Raw genomic sequence first — 17002 nt, forward strand, 5'->3', positions numbered from 1 at the left:
ACTTACTAAAGAAAACGACAGAGCGTTATGTAACCACGACATAGAGTGGAAAATCGACAATCGAATAAGACAGGATTTTGTCTATGGGGTACGAGAATGAAAGATCCCCTTAACACTGTGCTCAATCTGATAAATGATGCTGAGCAACAAGCCGCATTGCAATTGCAGGCGGTGCGATTGCGTCATCAGCAAGCGGAGCAGCAACTGGCATCATTGAATCAATATCGGCTTGATTACCTTAAGCAATTAGATGCACGCAGTCAGCAACAGATAAGTGCAACCTTTTACCATCAGCTGCATAAATTTATTCGTCAACTAGACGAGGCAATCGCTCGCCAGTGTCAGGCATTACAGCAGACAGCGCAGCAGGTTGAACAGGCTCGGCAGCATTGGCTAGCCCAGCAACAAAAACGTCAGGCAATCGAAACGCTACTTGAACAAAAAGCGCTAAAACGGTCGCAACAGGTGCAGCGTCAAGAGCAGCGCTTAGCGGATGAACTGGCGCTGCGACAGCGTTATCTGCGCCGTTGATAATGGTACTGAGCATGCTAATGCGTTGATGCCTTGTTTTTTCCCTGTCCGCATAATTTCTGGGGTAACAGTTCTGGTAACTATGTGTCAACTTCCCACTTATCAATCAAGCTGCAGTATTGGATTGCGGCTTTAAATACGGACGGTCATTACAACTGGCAATATCTGCCTGCAGGGGAAAAGTCTTGCCGTATTTGTCCGGTAACATACAGAAGATGAAGAGCCGCTAAGTCTGCTTTTTGATGAGCGTCTATTTAAACTGCATATTTTTAGCGCTCACTAGCACGTTTGCTGTACCCCCCTATCGTAGCGGCATAAGTGAACAGCCTACAGCGGATACTGCGTTGCTCAATGCTTTATTCCTACCCTCCTTGAATCATCAGTTAATCAGCTTTCTTATGTTTGGCACTGTTATTGCTGTCTGTTATTGCCGTGGAGTGCTGCAATCTTGCGGTAATGCAAATGTTAATTGGTGGAGAGTGACTGTGTGCTAGCGCTCGGTCTGTGTTTTAGCTCCCGGCGATCAGCACTAAGTTGTGATAGGCAATAACACAGTCGTTTTTCATCTGCATTGGATGTCATCCAGAGATCGCAATAGTCATTGATTGCAGGTCATTAAAGCAATTTTTCTGATTAAATTATCAGCGCAGGGAGAGCCGCGAATGCAACAAGTGGGGCCGCTTCTATCCGGAGCTAAACCGGAGCCAGCACAGGATATTCAGGCCGGAATGCTAACCGGTCAGCATGCAGCTGAAGGGGATGATTTTGCCCAGACCCTATCAGCGCAGCATGATGAGCAAATGCTGACATCAACGCCGCAGCAAAAGGTGCGGGAGCAACATCATCGTGGGCCGCAAGGAGAGGACAGTCATTCCGTTGCTCAACAGGACGATGATATGGCTGCCGATGACGAGCACTTAACGGTTTTGGAGCAGATCCAGTATTCACGTTATCTCGATGGGCCGGATAAGGGAGAGCGTTTGCCCCAAGGAGTCATGCTCAGTGATGAGGCGTTATCAGCGCAATTACTCGCGGGCCAAGAGCGAGCTGCCCAGTCAGGTAACGAATTGGGGGCGGGCGAAAACATCACTGTGGATGAAGCCTTGTTAGCTTACCACGCGTTGCGTGGTATGGAAGGCAATGCCACTGACAGTAATGACGTAAATAGCCGTAATGTGGCGGGGGGGCTGCAGGTGGATCATGTGCTGTTGACCGATACCAATATGGAAAAACTCATCATACTGCCGGGCAATGGGCAGCTTAACGGCGGTGATCAGGTCGCCCAGATAGATGGGGTGCAGGCTTTGCCAGCGGGCACTGTGCAGCGTAATGGCCGTTGGTATGATGCTTTACCGGTTAAAGGCGAACAGTCTGTTAATACAGATGAATTAGCTCCACTAGACCAAAAGCTGAGTGCGCAGACGGAAATCGTTTTAGGAGAGATTGAGACTGACGAGAGACTTGCTGAGAAGGGGAATAAATTGAATCCACCATCGGCAGAGTTACAGCAGTTACTCGCAGGATTACCGGGCAGGCAGTTGGCTGGAAAGGGACAAGATAATGCCAATGCTCTGCATTTGGGAGCTCGACAGGGTGAATTATCAGGCGTTGATGAATCAGGATTGCTATCAACTTTTGATGGTGAAGATGCACCATTAGCTAAAGGCTTGTTTCCGACATTAGGGGCAAAACCTCATATTTTGGCCTCTGAGCTAACAAATGGCCGATTAACGTCAGTTGATGGGCTGAAAACCGAGCAATTTACCTCAGAGTCCGCTTCCCTTGATATGGCGTTTAAGTTGAATGCGATTGATGGGGTGAAAACTGAAAAAGTGCTGTTGTCTGAGGCTGCATTAACCTTGCAGGATGCCAAATTCACCATCAGTGATATAGCCCCAGCAGGCAGTGATAGCGGGGTAAAAGAGTCGATAGGAGTGTCGCCATTACTGACAGCTAATCAGATGGGGAAAGCTGACACGCCGCAATTACAACTCTCTGTGCGTCAAGGGAATGAAGTAATTTCTGCTCAGGAATTGGTACAGCGGTTTGCCCCTGTGATGAAGCAACAACTGGTCACCATGGTTAGTCAGAATATGACCCAAGCTGAGATTCAGCTTGACCCTCCAGAGTTAGGGCAGATGTTGGTCCGGATCCAAGTTCAGGGTGAGCAGACTCAGGTGCAGTTCCATGTGGCGCAAAATAATACTAAGGAACTATTGGAACAGGCTGTGCCCAGGTTGCGGGAACTGTTGCAAGAACAGGGGATGGATCTGGCGCGTAGTAGTGTCTCATCACAGCATTCTGGTGAACAAGGGCAGGGTTCTGGGACGAATACATCATCTGCAGATAGAGGCCAAGCAATGGAGTCGTCTGATGATGGTGCTACGCAGGAGTCCGGGGCCGAATTTCAGCGCAGTGATGATGGTAGCATAGATTATTACGCTTGAAGTTAATTTTCATCACCTATACTCAATCTGGATGCTTTTGATAACGCTGACTTTCTTAGCTGGGTTTGGCTTGGAAAGTTAGCCGAGTGATGGCTGAGATGTCCGATTAATGGTGGCAGGGGCAAAAATATGGCAGATGAGCCTGACAGCGGGGAAAAGCCCAAAGGTAAAGGCAAACTTATCATCATTATTGCTGCGGTTGTGGTGTTGGTATTGGGCGGCGCGGGTGCATTTTTGATGATGGGCGGTGATCCGCCCCCGGAAGCTGAGATGGCGGAAGGGGAGATGGAAGAAGCGATTAATCCGGATGAGTTGGAAGAGGCGGTTTATGTGGCGCTACCAAGACCATTTTTATTTAACCTGACCGGGCCACAACGGACCCGATTGGTGGAAATAAAAGTGCAGCTTTTGGTTCGGGGCAGTGATGCCCAAGTGATGACGCAAAAACATATTCCGCTGATTGAGGATGCGTTGTTGACGACATTTAGTGGCGCGGATGTGAATAAGTTGAAAACCCAAGAAGGTAAAGATGATTTGCGGCTTAAGGCCTTGGCGAATGTGCAGAGTACGTTAAAGCAGGTACTTGGTCAGAAAACCGTGGAAAAAGTTTTATTTACCGGATTTGTGATGCAGTGATCCGGTCTGATTTAAGGCAGCAATGTGACTGATTTACTGAGCCAAGATGAAATTGATGCGCTATTGCATGGCGCTGATGAGGTAGAAGAAGAAACCGTTGATGAGGCGGCTAGCTCTGATGCCCGTAGTTTTGATTTCTCCTCCCAGGACAGAATTGTACGTGGGCGGATGCCCACTCTGGAAATGGTTAATGAACGTTTTGCTCGCCATTTACGCATCAGTATGTTCAACATGATGCGCCGGGCGGCGGAGGTCTCCATCAATGGCGTACAGATGATGAAGTTTGGCGAGTATATTCATACGCTGTTTGTGCCGACGAGTTTGAATATGGTGCGTTTTAGTCCACTTAAAGGGACAGCGTTGATTACCATGGAAGCTCGATTGGTGTTTATTTTGGTGGATAATTTTTTCGGTGGGGATGGGCGTTTTCACGCCAAAATTGAGGGGCGGGAGTTTACCCCGACAGAACGCCGGATTGTGCAGCTGCTACTGAAAATTATTTTCGAAGATTATAAAAATGCTTGGGCACCAGTGATGGATACTGAGTTTGAATACTTGGATTCAGAGGTGAATCCGGCTATGGCTAATATTGTCAGCCCGACAGAAGTTGCCGTGATCAGTTCTTTTCATATTGAAGTGGACGGCGGCGGGGGCGATTTCCATATCACTATGCCTTATTCCATGATTGAACCTATCCGTGAATTGCTGGATGCCGGGGTGCAGAGCGATAAACAGGATACCGATGTGCGTTGGTATAAAGCCCTGAAAGAAGAAATTATGGGTATAGATGTGGGATTTGAGTCTAAACTTGTTGAAAAACAAATGTCTTTGCAGCAAGTCTTGGGCCTCAAGCCCGGGGATATTATTCCCGTGGAGATCCCTGAATATATCACCATGGATGTGGAAGAGTTACCCAGTTTCCGCTGTAAGTTGGGTAAGTCGCGGGATAATTTGGCTCTGAAGGTTTATGAAAAAATTCCCCGACCAGAGACTATGAAATCAGAATTACAGTTGATTACTCGTAAAGGGAAATCACGTGATATCAGCGAGCTATAGGATGATGGCATGAGTGAAGAAGATGTCGGTGATGATTGGGCTGCGGCCATGGCCGAGCAGGCAGAGGAAGAAGCCAAAACGGTGGAGTTGGATGAACTGCAGGATGAAACATCAGCACTTTCTGATGAAGAGCAGTCAAAACTGGATGGAATTTTGGATATTCCGGTTACTATCTCCATGGAAGTGGGGCGTAGCTTTATTTCCATCCGTAATCTGCTGCAGCTTAACCAAGGCTCTGTGGTGGAGTTAGACAGAGTTGCAGGTGAGCCTTTAGATGTAATGGTTAATGGCACCTTAATTGCCCACGGTGAGGTCGTGGTGGTAAACGATAAATTTGGGATCAGACTGACGGATGTCATCAGTCAGACAGAACGTATTAAACAATTGAAATAAGAGAATGTAATGAGTATTGCAATGTCGTCACTTGCACCGAGCCAGGCTGTTGCCGCCACCCCGTCAAATCTTGGCTCTGTTGCCAGTATGGCAGGTGGCTTGGTGTTAGTGTTATTGCTGATTTTTGTATTGGCCTATGTGGTGAGGCGCTTTAATCTGGTGCCTGCTAGTCACGGTACGTTGAAAACAGTGGCGGTAGCATCATTGGGGCAAAAAGAAAAATTGGTGCTGGTTCAAGTAGGAGAGCAACAGTATTTGCTGGGTGTTACTCCTAATCAGGTTAATTTGATTGATAAGTTAGCTGAACCTGTGACGGTGGAGACGGCTTCATTTGCTGATCGTCTGAAGCAAGTCAGGAAGCAACAACCATGAAGTGGCTGGCCGGTGTGCTGACTGGGCTCCTATTATGTGGGAGTCCATTGGCGCTGGCGGATGCTGGCATTTTACCGGCCGTTACTGTCACCCAAACACCGGAAGGTGGCACACAGTATTCGGTGACACTGCAGATCTTACTTTTAATGACTGCGCTGAGTTTCCTACCGGCCGCAGTCATTATGTTAACCTCCTTTACCCGTATCATTGTGGTGTTATCCATTTTGCGGCAGGCCATTGGCCTGCAGCAAACCCCATCTAACCAAGTCTTAATCGGTCTGAGTTTATTTTTAACCCTGTTTATTATGGCGCCGGTATTTGAACGAATTTATGCTGCCGGAGTAAAGCCCTATATGGATGAACAAGTGACTCTGCAGCAGGGGTATGAGCAAGGGAAAGTACCACTGAAAGATTTTATGCTGGCGCAGACTCGGTTGACTGATTTGAGTACTTTTATTGATATTGCGGGTTATCAGGATATTGCCGAGCCAGCAGATACACCTATGTCTGTTCTGGTGCCAGCATTCGTGACCAGTGAGCTAAAAACAGCATTCCAAATTGGCTTTATGTTGTTTATTCCTTTTTTGGTGATTGATTTAGTGGTGGCCAGTATTTTGATGGCCATGGGGATGATGATGTTGTCTCCGATGATAGTGTCGCTGCCATTTAAAATTATGCTGTTTGTACTGGTTGATGGCTGGTCGCTGGTGATGGGCACGCTGGCCAATAGTTTCGGCATTTAGGAGGTGAGGTGACCCCGGAGGCCTTGGTTGATATTTTCCGTGAAGCCTTATCGGTGATCGTGCTGATTGTTTCTGTGATCATTGTTCCCGGTCTGTTGGTGGGGTTAGTAGTCGCTGTGTTCCAAGCGGCGACATCCATCAATGAACAGACCCTGAGTTTTCTCCCCCGCCTATTGGTTACCCTGTTTGCCTTGATGTTTATGGGCCATTGGATGGTACAGACGTTGATGGATTTTTTTATGCTGATGATCCAGCAAATTCCCCAGATAATTGGATAACCGATGCAACTGTTGATGGAGACCTTGAATGGGGCTATCAGCGGTTATCTTTGGCCTTTGTGCAGGGTCGCGGCTTTGCTGATGGTGATGGCCGTATTCGGTGCAACCACGACGCCGATGCGGGTAAGGTTATTGCTGTCTTTGGCTCTGACAGTTGCGATAGCGCCCGTGCTTCCCCCCATGCCAGATATTGCCCCTTTCTCTCTGCAAGCTGTATTTGTGATTGCTCAGCAAATTCTGATTGGCGCTGCAATGGGATTAGTGACTGTACTGTTGGTGCAAACATTTGTGCTGACAGGGCAGATTATTGGTATGCAGACCAGTTTAGGTTTTGCATCTATGGTGGATCCTGCCTCTGGGCAACAGACACCTGTGGTGGGAAACCTGTTTTTATTGCTAACAACCATGATTTTTTTGGCCGTAGATGGGCATTTGGTTATGATCCGCATGCTGGTGGCCAGTTTTGATACCTTGCCTGTTTCAACGTCCGGCATTGTGGTTGGGCGATATCGAGAGTTGGCTGACTGGGGCAGTTATCTGTTTGGTGCCGCATTAACTATGTCTATGTCAGCAATTGTGGCACTGCTGCTGATTAACCTCGCATTCGGTGTGATGACGCGGGCAGCCCCACAGTTGAATATTTTTGCCATCGGTTTTCCTATTACGATGCTGAGTGGGTTATTTGTGCTTTGGCTGACGCTATCCCCGGTTATGGCACATTTTTTTGAAGTATGGCGCTCAGCTCAGTTGTTGCTGTGCGATTTGGTTAATTTGCAGTGTCGTACTGATGGGCGGTTTTAATGGCAGAGCATGATTCTGGTCAGGAGCGGACTGAAGAAGCCACACCCAAACGCAGACAGGAGGCGAGGGATAAAGGTCAGATAGCCCGCTCAAAAGAGTTAGGCACTGCAGCGGTATTGCTGGCGGCAGCTGGCGGCTTTATGTTGACCGGCCCGTCATTGGCGCAGGCTTTGGACAATATTATGAGCCGGGTTTTTACCTTGTCCAGAGAACAGGTTTTTGACGTTAATCAGATGTTTCTGGTCTGGCATTGGATTGGCGAGGTGCTTGCTTGGCCATTGTTGTCTTTTATTGTGTTACTGGCTTTATTGGCATTTGCCGGCAATGTCCTGTTGGGCGGCATGAATTTTTCCGCTCAAGCCATGCTTCCCAAAGGTAATCGAATGGATCCGCTGAAAGGATTTAAGCGCATGTTTGGGGTGCAGGCATTGGTTGAGCTGGGTAAAGGGCTGGCGAAATTCTCTGTAGTGGCATTAGCCGCTTTTTTCCTACTCCGACTGTATTTTGACGAGATTTTATCTTTGTCTCAAGAGCATCTGCCTGGGAATATTTATCATGCATTGGATTTATTGATGTGGCTATTTTTGCTGCTCTGTAGTTCGGTAATTGTCATTGTGGTGATCGATGTGCCTTTTCAGTTATGGAACCACAATAAGCAGTTACGGATGACACAGCAGGAAGTGAAAGATGAATTTAAAGATACTGAGGGAAAACCAGAAGTCAAAAGTCGGGTTCGACAATTACAGCGAGAATTAGCTCAGCGGCGCATGATGTCAGATGTGCCTAGCGCGGATGTGATTGTGGTGAATCCGGAACATTATGCTGTAGCGATTAAATACGACCCGGTTAAATCTCCAGCGCCATATGTTGTTGCAAAAGGGATTGATTCAGTTGCATTTCAAATTCGGGCCATTGGCCGGGATTATAATATTGCCATTGTGTCAGCCCCGCCGTTGGCGCGCGCTATTTACCATACCACTAAGTTATCCCAGCAGATCCCGGATGGCCTTTTTACTGCTGTTGCTCAAGTGTTGGCCTATGTGTTTCAGCTTAAGCAATATCAGCAAGGTCGGGGAGCTAAACCCAAGCCAATCCCCCTGAAGCAGCCCATACCTGATGAGCTGCAATATTAACCTCGTCACAAGAAACTCACCAATCGCTTCAGTCCTGCGGTTTTGGGTCGTCTTTATTAGTAAAGCTAGGTGAATTGAGAGCGGTGAATATCCTGCCATTGGTATGGGATTTGCTTTTGTCATCAGGTCTGTCAAATATCGGACCGAGGCATCAATTTGAAACTGTCACTGACACAAATTCGGCAATTAGCACCGGTTAATATTACCGGGTTGGGGACGCCAGCGTTGGTGCTGGCCGCACTGGCGATGGTTGTACTGCCAATGCCCGCTTTTTTGTTGGATATTTTATTTTCCTTCAATATCGCGCTGGCATTAGTGGTGTTGTTGGTGGCGATTTATACCAATCGACCGTTGGATTTTGCCGCGTTCCCAACGGTATTGCTGGTTGCAACTCTGCTGCGGTTAGCGCTGAACGTGGCGTCAACGCGGGTGGTGTTGCTTGATGGACACAATGGCAGTGATGCTGCCGGTAATGTGATTGAAGCATTTGGCTCTGTGGTGATCGGGGGTAATTACGCGGTTGGCCTAGTGGTTTTTTTGATCCTGATCATCATTAATTTTGCCGTCGTGACTAAAGGCGCCGGGCGCATTTCTGAGGTAAGTGCCAGATTTACCTTAGATGCGATGCCGGGGAAACAGATGGCGATTGATGCCGATCTGAATGCTGGATTGATTAATCAGGAGCAGGCTAGAACCCGGCGGGATGAAGTGACCCGTGAAGCAGACTTTTATGGTGCGATGGATGGTGCGTCAAAGTTTGTTAAAGGGGATGCCGTTGCAGGCATTATGATCCTGATTATCAATATGCTGGGTGGCTTTATTATTGGCATGGCACAGCATGATCTTGATTTTGGCAGTGCGGCAGAAATTTATACCTTGCTGACTATAGGTGATGGTTTGGTGGCACAAATTCCCGGATTGCTGCTGTCTATTGCCGCGGCATTAATGGTCACGCGGCAAAATGAATCCGGTGATATGGGACAAATGGTGATTGGTCAGATGTTTGACAGTCCCAAAGCATTAGGTATTGCCGCCGCGGTATTGTTTGTGATGGGCATTGTTCCTGGTATGCCGCATTTAGCGTTTTTGTTATTTGCTTTACTGGCCGCAGCGGGAGCTTATTGGATTGTCAGACGTAATAAGGCTGAAGTCGATGCGGCTAATCAGGCTCAGTTACAACCGTTAGGGGCTGGCGATGCGCAACCTAAAGAGCTGTCTTGGGATGATGTGCAACATGTTGACACCATAGGATTAGAAGTCGGATATCGGTTGATCCCTTTGGTAGATAAAGGTCAGGGTGGAGAGTTACTTAGCCGGATAAAAGGGGTGCGAAAAAAGTTATCCCAAGAGCTTGGTTTCTTAGTCCCTGCTGTGCATATCCGGGATAATTTGGATTTAGCACCGAGTGCTTACCGGATTGCTTTGATGGGGGTGGTTGTTGGTGAGGCTGAAATTACCCCTGATTGTGAATTAGCGATTAATCCTGGACAGGTATACGGCAAGCTTGAAGGTGTCGAGACCCGGGATCCGGCATTTGGTTTGGAGGCGGTGTGGATTACCCCAAATTTGCGTGAGCATGCTCAGACGCTGGGGTATACGGTTGTGGATACGGCTACGGTAATTGCTACCCATATTAGCCAGTTATTGACAAATAATGCCGCTAAATTGCTGGGCTATGAAGAGGTGCAACAGCTACTGGATATTTTGGCTAAGCAGGCACCGAAATTAGTTGATGGCTTTATTCCTGATGTGATGACACTCGGCACTGTGGTGAAGGTGATGCAAAACCTGCTCAATGAAGGTGTCTCTATTCGGGATCAGCGCACGATTGTGCAGACATTACTGGAATATGGCCCTAAGAGTACCGACACCGAAGTGTTAACCGCCGCGGTGCGTATAGCATTGAAACGTATGATCGTTCAAGAGATTGCGGGGCCAGAGTTAGAAATTCCCGTCATAACCTTGGCGCCAGAGTTGGAACAGGTATTGCATCAGTCTATGCAGGCATCTGCTGGGGAAGGGCCAAATATTGAGCCTGGCTTGGCAGAGCGAATGCAACAGTCACTGGTTGATGCAACACAGCGGCAAGAAATGATAGGTCAGCCGGCGATTTTACTGACATCCGGTATGCTACGGGCAACATTGTCACGTTTTGTCAAATACACCATACCGAATATGCGGGTTATCTCTTATCAAGAGGTCCCGGATGAGAAGCAGATAAGGATTGTGTCTGCTGTGGGTCAATAGGAGGTTAATAAATGAAGATAAAACGTTTTTTAGCCAAAGATATGCGTGGTGCTCTTGCTCAGGTAAAAGAGTGCTTGGGTGATGATGCCGTCATTATGTCTAATAAAACGGTTGCAGGTGGCATTGAAATTGTCGCAGCAGTGGATTTCGACGCGGATGCTGTCAGTCATAGTGATGCTGGTGGGGTGAAAACCAAGCGGACAATTGCAACTAACAATGTTGCGCAAGCATCCCATAAACGGCAGACAAACAATACTGAAGCCGATTCGTTAGAGGCGTTATTGGCAAGGCAGCAAAAGCAGCTCGATAAACAGTTACAACAAAATAGTCGCTCAGGTAATAAAGTGCCGGACTGGGCGCAACCACAACCGGAACATAACGCTGCATCACAACGAAGAGCACCTAGTTATGCTGGCGTCGGGAAAGTGGATAAAGATAGCCAAAAACAGATAGGTAAAATCCAATCGGAATTGGCGGCACTGCGTAATTTATTGACTCATCAAGTTGCTGGATTAATGTCAGCACAGAAGCAACAACGAGATCCTGTTGGTGCCATGTTGGAGCAGTCATTATCTGCGGCAGGTTTTGCTTCAAATGTTGCAATTAAGTTGGGATATGGTCTTAAAGGGATAACCGAGACGGAAATTAAGTCAGCTTTGCAGCACAGATTAGCCGGTATGTTACACAGTCATGGTGATGAAATAATCGTCAACGGTGGAGTAGTTGCACTGGTCGGACCGACCGGAGTGGGTAAAACTACAACGATTGCGAAATTAGCTGCACGTTTTATCGCCCGTCATGGGGCGCAACAGGTTGCGCTGGTTACAACAGATCATTATCGTATCGGGGCTTATGAACAGCTGGCCACATACGGCAAAATTATGGGCTGTCCGGTAAAGCAAGCGAATGATTTATTTGAGTTAGAACGAGTATTAAAACAGTTAAGTAATCGTAAGCTAGTGTTAATTGATACGGCTGGTATGGGACAGCGAGATACACGTTTGTATCAACAGTTAGAAAACTTGGCTGTGAATCATGCTTTGCCGATACAAAGCTATTTGGTTATGTCTACAACTTCTCAACGCAGTGTTTTGGAAGATGCATTAAGCCATTTCCAGCAGATCCCGTTATCGGGGGTGATTTTGACCAAAATAGATGAGTCGGTTTCCCTTGCTGCTGCGTTGAGCGTTGTGATTGAAACCGAGTTGCCGCTAAGTTATGTGACCCATGGTCAGCGGGTACCGGAAGATTTAGCGCTGGCAGATGAAGCATGGTTGGCAGAGTCGGCATTATCTTGTCTGCACAGGGAAGAATTTAAATTTGCACCTGATTTAACCGGGTTAAATGACGTGTCCTATGCTTTTGAGTAGTGCTTATAAAAGGGATCAAGCAAGCGGCTTACGAATGATGAATCATATATATAACGAAAAAGTAAAAGTCATGGCTGTCACCGGGGGTAAAGGTGGCGTAGGTAAAACCAGTGTTTCGATTAATACTGCCGCAGCATTAGCAGAAAAAGGCCAGCGAGTGTTGGTATTGGATGCTGATTTGGGATTGGCAAATGTCGATGTCATGTTGGGGTTGCGGGCAGAACGTAACTTGTCCCATGTGTTGTCCGGGGAAGCTGAATTGGACGATATTATCGTCCGAGGCCCAAATGGGATTGGCATTGTGCCAGCCACATCTGGAACCCAAGGCATGGTGGAGTTGTCTTCTGCTCAGCATGCGGGACTCATTCGGGCGTTCAGTGAAATGAAAACCCAATTTGATGTGCTAATTGTGGATACCGCTGCTGGTATCTCCGATATGGTACTGAGTTTTGCGCGGGCCTCTCAGGATGTTGTCGTGGTGGTGTGTGATGAACCTACATCTATTACGGATGCGTATGCTCTCATCAAGATCCTCAGTCGTGAGCATGGTGTTTTTCGTTTTAAAATAGTCGCTAACATGGTTCGCAGCCTCCGTGAAGGAATGGAGTTGTTTGCTAAACTTAGCAAGGTTACGGATCGATTCTTAGATGTCGCGCTGGAATTGGTGGCGACGATTCCCTTTGATGAAAACCTGAGGAAATCGGTGCGTAAACAAAAATTGATTGTTGAAGCATTCCCCAAATCACCTGCATCAATCGCTTATCAGGGATTAGCGAATAAGGTGAATAGTTGGCCTGTCCCCCAACAGCCTGGTGGACACCTTGAGTTTTTTGTGGAGCGTTTGATTCAGCGTCCGGAATATAAAAAGGATGAAGTGAGTGAATAAAGCCGCAGCGTATACTCGTTTAGACCCTAAAGCTTCAATCGTCGAACAGTATGCTCCGTTGGTTAAAAGGATCGCACACCATTTACTGGCTAGGCTACCAGCTTCAGTTCAGTTAGATGATTTGTTGCAAGCAGGGATGATTGGATTATTGGAAGCTGCGGCTAAATTTGATGGCAGTAAAGGGGCTAAATTTGAAACCTTTGCTGGTATCAGGATCCGTGGTGCCATGCTGGATGAAATCCGGCGCGGGGATTGGGTGCCCCGTTCGGTACATAAAAATCAGCGTCGTGTTGCTCAAGCAATTGATGAACTTGAGCAAGAGCTAGGCAGAGATGCAAAGGATGCAGAAATTGCCTGTCATCTGGACATGACGCTGGATGAGTACCATCAAGTTCTCAACGATGTGTCGGTTGGGAAAGTTATAGGGATTGAGGATTTAAGTGGTTCTGTTGAAGCATTTTCAAATAGCCAGAGTCATTATGATTCACCTTTTGAAACTCTTTCAGATTCACAGTTTCAGTTGGCATTAACAGAAGCTATTAATCAGTTGCAGGAGCGAGACGCATTGGTTTTATCGCTTTATTACAGTGAAGCGCTGAACCTGAAAGAAATCGGAGCCATTCTTGAAGTAAGCGAGTCCAGAGTCAGCCAGATATTAAGTCAGGCGATGCTGCGACTGAAAGCGAAACTCAGACACTGGACCCAAGTATAAAATGATAATCGAGCGTAATTAACTGAGCTCACCGGAGGATACCTTGGACAAGAATATGAAAATTCTCATCGTTGATGACTTCTCAACTATGAGACGAATCATTAAGAACTTGTTACGAGATCTTGGGTTTAATAATACCCAAGAAGCAGATGACGGCTCAACTGCACTGCCTATGCTGCAAAAGGGCGATTTTGATTTCGTAGTAACAGATTGGAATATGCCTGGTATGCAGGGTATCGATCTGTTGAAAGCGATTCGTGCAGATGAAAAATTGAAGAATATTCCAGTGCTGATGGTAACTGCTGAAGCTAAGCGTGAGCAGATTATTGCTGCAGCACAAGCAGGTGTTAATGGCTATGTGGTTAAGCCATTTACTGCTGCAACGTTGAAAGAAAAACTGGATAAGATTTTCGAAAGACTCGGCTAATTAAATGGTGGCAGCGATGCAACAAGCAGAGATGTCAGGATTGATTAGTCTTGAAGATGCGACGCAATTGGTTGAATTATTGCGTGCAGGCCAACAGGAGTTGGCTGATGAGCTTTTTAAAAATATGGCTATTCCACTTCAAAAAGATCTTTTTGATGAGGTTGGTCGATTAACACGTCAATTACATAGTGCGCTGGTTGATTTTCAATTTGACAGCCGGCTACAGGAACTGACCGAAACAGAACTGCCTGATGCTCAGGAACGACTGAATTTTGTCATTGATATGACAGAGCAGGCTGCCAACAAGACCATGGATGCCGTCGAGGAGTGCCTGCCATTAGCGCAGGCGCTTACCGATAATGTCAAAGAGGTTCAGCCCAAGTGGGATAAATTAATGCGTCGTAATATTGAGCTCGGTGAATTTAAGAGCTTGTGTCACGAAGTACACTTGTTTATGAACCGCAGTGAAATGGATACCAATCGTGTTAAAGAGTTACTGAATGAAGTGCTGATGGCGCAGGACTTTCAGGATTTAACCGGGCAGATGATTCGCAGAGTGATTCAGTTAGTTCAACAGGTCGAATCGAATTTAGTGTCGATGTTAACCGTGTTTGGTGATCAGCCATTGGTTGATATTCCGGTTGAAGCACTTAAAGGCATTGAAGCAGAAGGACCGATACTGCATGCAGAACAGCGGCAGGATGTGGTTGCCGGGCAAGATGAAGTAGACGATTTGTTATCTAGTCTGGGTTTCTGATGAGGAGTTATACAAATGGCTTTTGATGTTGATGAAGAGATTTTGCAGGACTTCTTAATTGAAGCCGGCGAGATCTTGGAATTGTTACAGGAGCAATTAGTTTCGCTGGAGAATAATCCGGATGATACTGAATTACTCAATGCCATTTTCCGTGGGTTTCATACCGTCAAAGGTGGTGCTGGTTTTCTTGGGTTAGAGCCCATGGTTGCTGTCTGTCATCAATCAGAGAATACCTTTGATTTGTTAAGAAATGGTAAGCGTCAGGTCAATCCTGAACTGATGGATATTATTCTGCAGGCGATTGATGCAATTAATACCATGTACGAACAGACTCAGGCCGGTGAGGAGCAGCAGCCAGCATCTCCTGAACTATTGGAAAAGCTGAAGATGCTAGCCAGTGGTGCACCTTTGCCATCAGAATCCGAAAATACCGCTGCTCCGGCAGTTGTATCCTCGAATACTGATACTCCAGCGGAACAAGCTGTAGTGGCTGAAGAGCCGGCTCATGATCATGTTGAAGCAGCTACCGATGGTAGTATCGATGATATTGATGAGGGTGAGTTTGAAGCCCTGCTTGATGCTTTACATGGTAACGGCAAGGGACCTGGGAATAAAGATAACGCTGATGCTAGTGTTGTCGCTGTTTCTTCTCCTACAGCTGTGGCCAGAGAAAGCGGTGATGATATCACTGATGATGAGTTTGAAGCCTTGTTGGATGAGCTGCATGGCAGTGGCAAATTCAGTAAGGAAACTGCTGAGCCTAAAGCGGATTCTGAAGATATTACCGATGACGAATTCGAAGCTCTGTTGGATGAATTACACAGTAAAGGCACTGGGCCAGGAATTGATACTTCAATTTCAACACCAACGAGTGCTGTAGCCAGTCCTGTGACATTATCGGCGGCAACAACTCAGCCTGAAGTGGCTAAGCAACCTGTTGCTGCGCCAGTTGCTAAGAAGACAGAGCCAGCCACTCAAGCACCGGCTAAATCTGTCACCGCGAAAGATAAAACGCCATCAAAAGCGGTGACGCAAGGTGAAACAACTGTTCGGGTTGATACCGCCAGACTTGACCAGATCATGAATATGGTTGGTGAGTTAGTATTAGTGCGCAATCGTCTTGTTAGTCTTGGTATCACTCGAGAAGATGAGGAAATGAGTAAGGCCCTGGCAAATTTAGATTTAGTTACCGGGGATTTACAAGGCGCAGTAATGAAAACCCGGATGCAGCCAATTAAGAAAGTGTTTGGCCGTTTCCCTCGTGTGGTACGAGATCTTGCTCGGAGCCTGAAAAAAGAGATTGAATTGGTCATGGTCGGGGAGGAAACTGACCTAGACAAAAATTTGGTTGAGGCATTAGCCGATCCTTTGGTTCACTTAGTGCGTAACTCTGTAGACCATGGTATTGAAATGCCAGATGTGCGTGAATCCATTGGTAAGCCGAGAACCGGTATTATCACCCTATCTGCCAGTCAGGAAGGTGACCATATTCTGCTGAAAATCGAAGATGATGGCGGCGGGATGGATCCGGAAAAACTGAAGGAAATTGCAATTGGGCGTGGGGTCTTGGATCAAGATGCAGCGTCGAGAATGTCCGACAGTGAAGCTTATAATCTGATTTTTGCCCCGGGCTTTTCAACTAAAACTGAAATTTCAGATATTTCTGGTCGAGGCGTGGGTATGGATGTGGTTAAAACCCGCATTACCCAGCTTAATGGTACGGTCAATATTGATTCAGCCAAGGGAAAAGGTACGACGCTTGAGATTAAAGTACCTTTGACGTTGGCGATTATGCCAACCTTGATGGTTGAAGTATCTGATCAGGTATTTGCGCTGCCTCTGTCCAATGTGAATGAGATTTTCCATCTGGACTTGACCAAAACAAATATTGTTGATGGTCAATTGACCGTTGTGGTTAGAAATAAAGCAATTCCATTGTTTTATTTAGAAAACTGGTTGTGCCGCAACAGTAAATTTAAGCATGGCGATAAGAAATTTGGGCATGTTGTCATTGTGCAGCTGGCTAATATTGTCATTGGTTTTGTCGTGGACTCATTAATTGGTCAGGAAGAAGTGGTAATTAAACCTTTGGGGAAATTACTACAAGGAACGCCTGGTATGGCAGGTGCAACGATTACTTCTGATGGTGGTATTGCGCTGATCCTTGATGTGCCTAGTCTGTTAAAGCATTACGCAAAAAGAAATTAAAATTC

The 17002-nt window shown here is 46.7% G+C and carries 17 protein-coding genes; all 17 read left to right on the top strand.

Annotated features, from left to right (window positions below; translation table 11 throughout):
- The first annotated feature begins 96 nt into the window (after positions 1-96).
- The 17 genes from fliJ (at position 97) to NFHSH190041_RS06545 (ending at position 16997) form a co-directional block, all read left to right on the top strand.
- The gene (gene fliJ / locus NFHSH190041_RS06465) at positions 97-531 is read left to right on the top strand and encodes a flagellar export protein FliJ (RefSeq protein WP_261924444.1); all 435 of its coding nucleotides are present in this window, start codon (positions 97-99) and stop codon (positions 529-531) included.
- 662 nt (positions 532-1193) lie between these two features.
- Positions 1194-2978 (top strand): flagellar hook-length control protein FliK, encoded by a 1785-nt coding sequence (locus NFHSH190041_RS06470; protein ID WP_261924445.1) that lies wholly within the window; start codon positions 1194-1196, stop codon positions 2976-2978.
- 129 nt (positions 2979-3107) lie between these two features.
- Complete coding sequence (gene fliL, locus NFHSH190041_RS06475) at positions 3108-3614, top strand: flagellar basal body-associated protein FliL (RefSeq protein WP_261924446.1); 507 nt, start codon at positions 3108-3110, stop codon at positions 3612-3614.
- Between the two features lie 24 nt (positions 3615-3638).
- Positions 3639-4670: a flagellar motor switch protein FliM gene (fliM, locus tag NFHSH190041_RS06480; RefSeq protein ID WP_261924447.1), complete on the top strand. Its 1032-nt coding sequence runs from the start codon at positions 3639-3641 to the stop codon at positions 4668-4670.
- A gap of 9 nt (positions 4671-4679) precedes the next feature.
- A complete protein-coding gene (gene fliN, locus NFHSH190041_RS06485; RefSeq protein WP_261924448.1) occupies positions 4680-5063 on the top strand; it encodes a flagellar motor switch protein FliN in 384 nt (127 codons plus the stop codon).
- 9 nt (positions 5064-5072) lie between these two features.
- The gene (fliO, locus tag NFHSH190041_RS06490) at positions 5073-5435 is read left to right on the top strand and encodes a flagellar biosynthetic protein FliO (protein ID WP_261924449.1); all 363 of its coding nucleotides are present in this window, start codon (positions 5073-5075) and stop codon (positions 5433-5435) included.
- A complete protein-coding gene (gene fliP / locus NFHSH190041_RS06495) occupies positions 5432-6178 on the top strand; it encodes a flagellar type III secretion system pore protein FliP (protein WP_261924450.1) in 747 nt (248 codons plus the stop codon). Before fliO ends, fliP begins: the two co-directional genes overlap by 4 nt.
- 8 nt (positions 6179-6186) lie before the next feature.
- The gene (gene fliQ, locus NFHSH190041_RS06500) at positions 6187-6456 is read left to right on the top strand and encodes a flagellar biosynthesis protein FliQ (RefSeq protein WP_261924451.1); all 270 of its coding nucleotides are present in this window, start codon (positions 6187-6189) and stop codon (positions 6454-6456) included.
- Between the two features lie 3 nt (positions 6457-6459).
- Positions 6460-7257 carry a flagellar biosynthetic protein FliR gene (gene fliR, locus NFHSH190041_RS06505; RefSeq protein ID WP_261924452.1) on the top strand — a complete coding sequence of 266 codons (798 nt, stop codon included), beginning with the start codon at positions 6460-6462 and terminating at the stop codon, positions 7255-7257.
- Positions 7257-8390, top strand: coding sequence for a flagellar biosynthesis protein FlhB (flhB, locus tag NFHSH190041_RS06510; protein WP_261924453.1), 1134 nt, complete (start codon positions 7257-7259; stop codon positions 8388-8390). Before fliR ends, flhB begins: the two co-directional genes overlap by 1 nt.
- A gap of 150 nt (positions 8391-8540) precedes the next feature.
- Positions 8541-10637, top strand: coding sequence for a flagellar biosynthesis protein FlhA (gene flhA, locus NFHSH190041_RS06515; protein WP_261925068.1), 2097 nt, complete (start codon positions 8541-8543; stop codon positions 10635-10637).
- Between the two features lie 11 nt (positions 10638-10648).
- Positions 10649-12007 (top strand): flagellar biosynthesis protein FlhF, encoded by a 1359-nt coding sequence (gene flhF / locus NFHSH190041_RS06520; protein WP_261924454.1) that lies wholly within the window; start codon positions 10649-10651, stop codon positions 12005-12007.
- Entirely contained in the window at positions 11994-12893 is a 900-nt protein-coding gene (locus NFHSH190041_RS06525) for a MinD/ParA family protein (protein ID WP_315972975.1), read from the top strand. Before flhF ends, NFHSH190041_RS06525 begins: the two co-directional genes overlap by 14 nt.
- Positions 12886-13605: an RNA polymerase sigma factor FliA gene (locus NFHSH190041_RS06530; RefSeq protein ID WP_261924456.1), complete on the top strand. Its 720-nt coding sequence runs from the start codon at positions 12886-12888 to the stop codon at positions 13603-13605. Before NFHSH190041_RS06525 ends, NFHSH190041_RS06530 begins: the two co-directional genes overlap by 8 nt.
- Positions 13606-13648: 43 nt before the next feature.
- Positions 13649-14032 carry a chemotaxis response regulator CheY gene (cheY, locus tag NFHSH190041_RS06535; protein WP_261924457.1) on the top strand — a complete coding sequence of 128 codons (384 nt, stop codon included), beginning with the start codon at positions 13649-13651 and terminating at the stop codon, positions 14030-14032.
- Positions 14033-14048: 16 nt separating this feature from the next.
- The gene (locus tag NFHSH190041_RS06540) at positions 14049-14789 is read left to right on the top strand and encodes a protein phosphatase CheZ (protein WP_261924458.1); all 741 of its coding nucleotides are present in this window, start codon (positions 14049-14051) and stop codon (positions 14787-14789) included.
- 15 nt (positions 14790-14804) lie between these two features.
- Positions 14805-16997 carry a chemotaxis protein CheA gene (locus NFHSH190041_RS06545; protein ID WP_261924459.1) on the top strand — a complete coding sequence of 731 codons (2193 nt, stop codon included), beginning with the start codon at positions 14805-14807 and terminating at the stop codon, positions 16995-16997.
- The last annotated feature ends 5 nt before the right edge of the window (positions 16998-17002 follow it).

The sequence above is a fragment of the Shewanella sp. NFH-SH190041 genome (genome assembly GCF_024363255.1).
Taxonomy (GTDB): Bacteria; Pseudomonadota; Gammaproteobacteria; order Enterobacterales; family Shewanellaceae; genus Shewanella.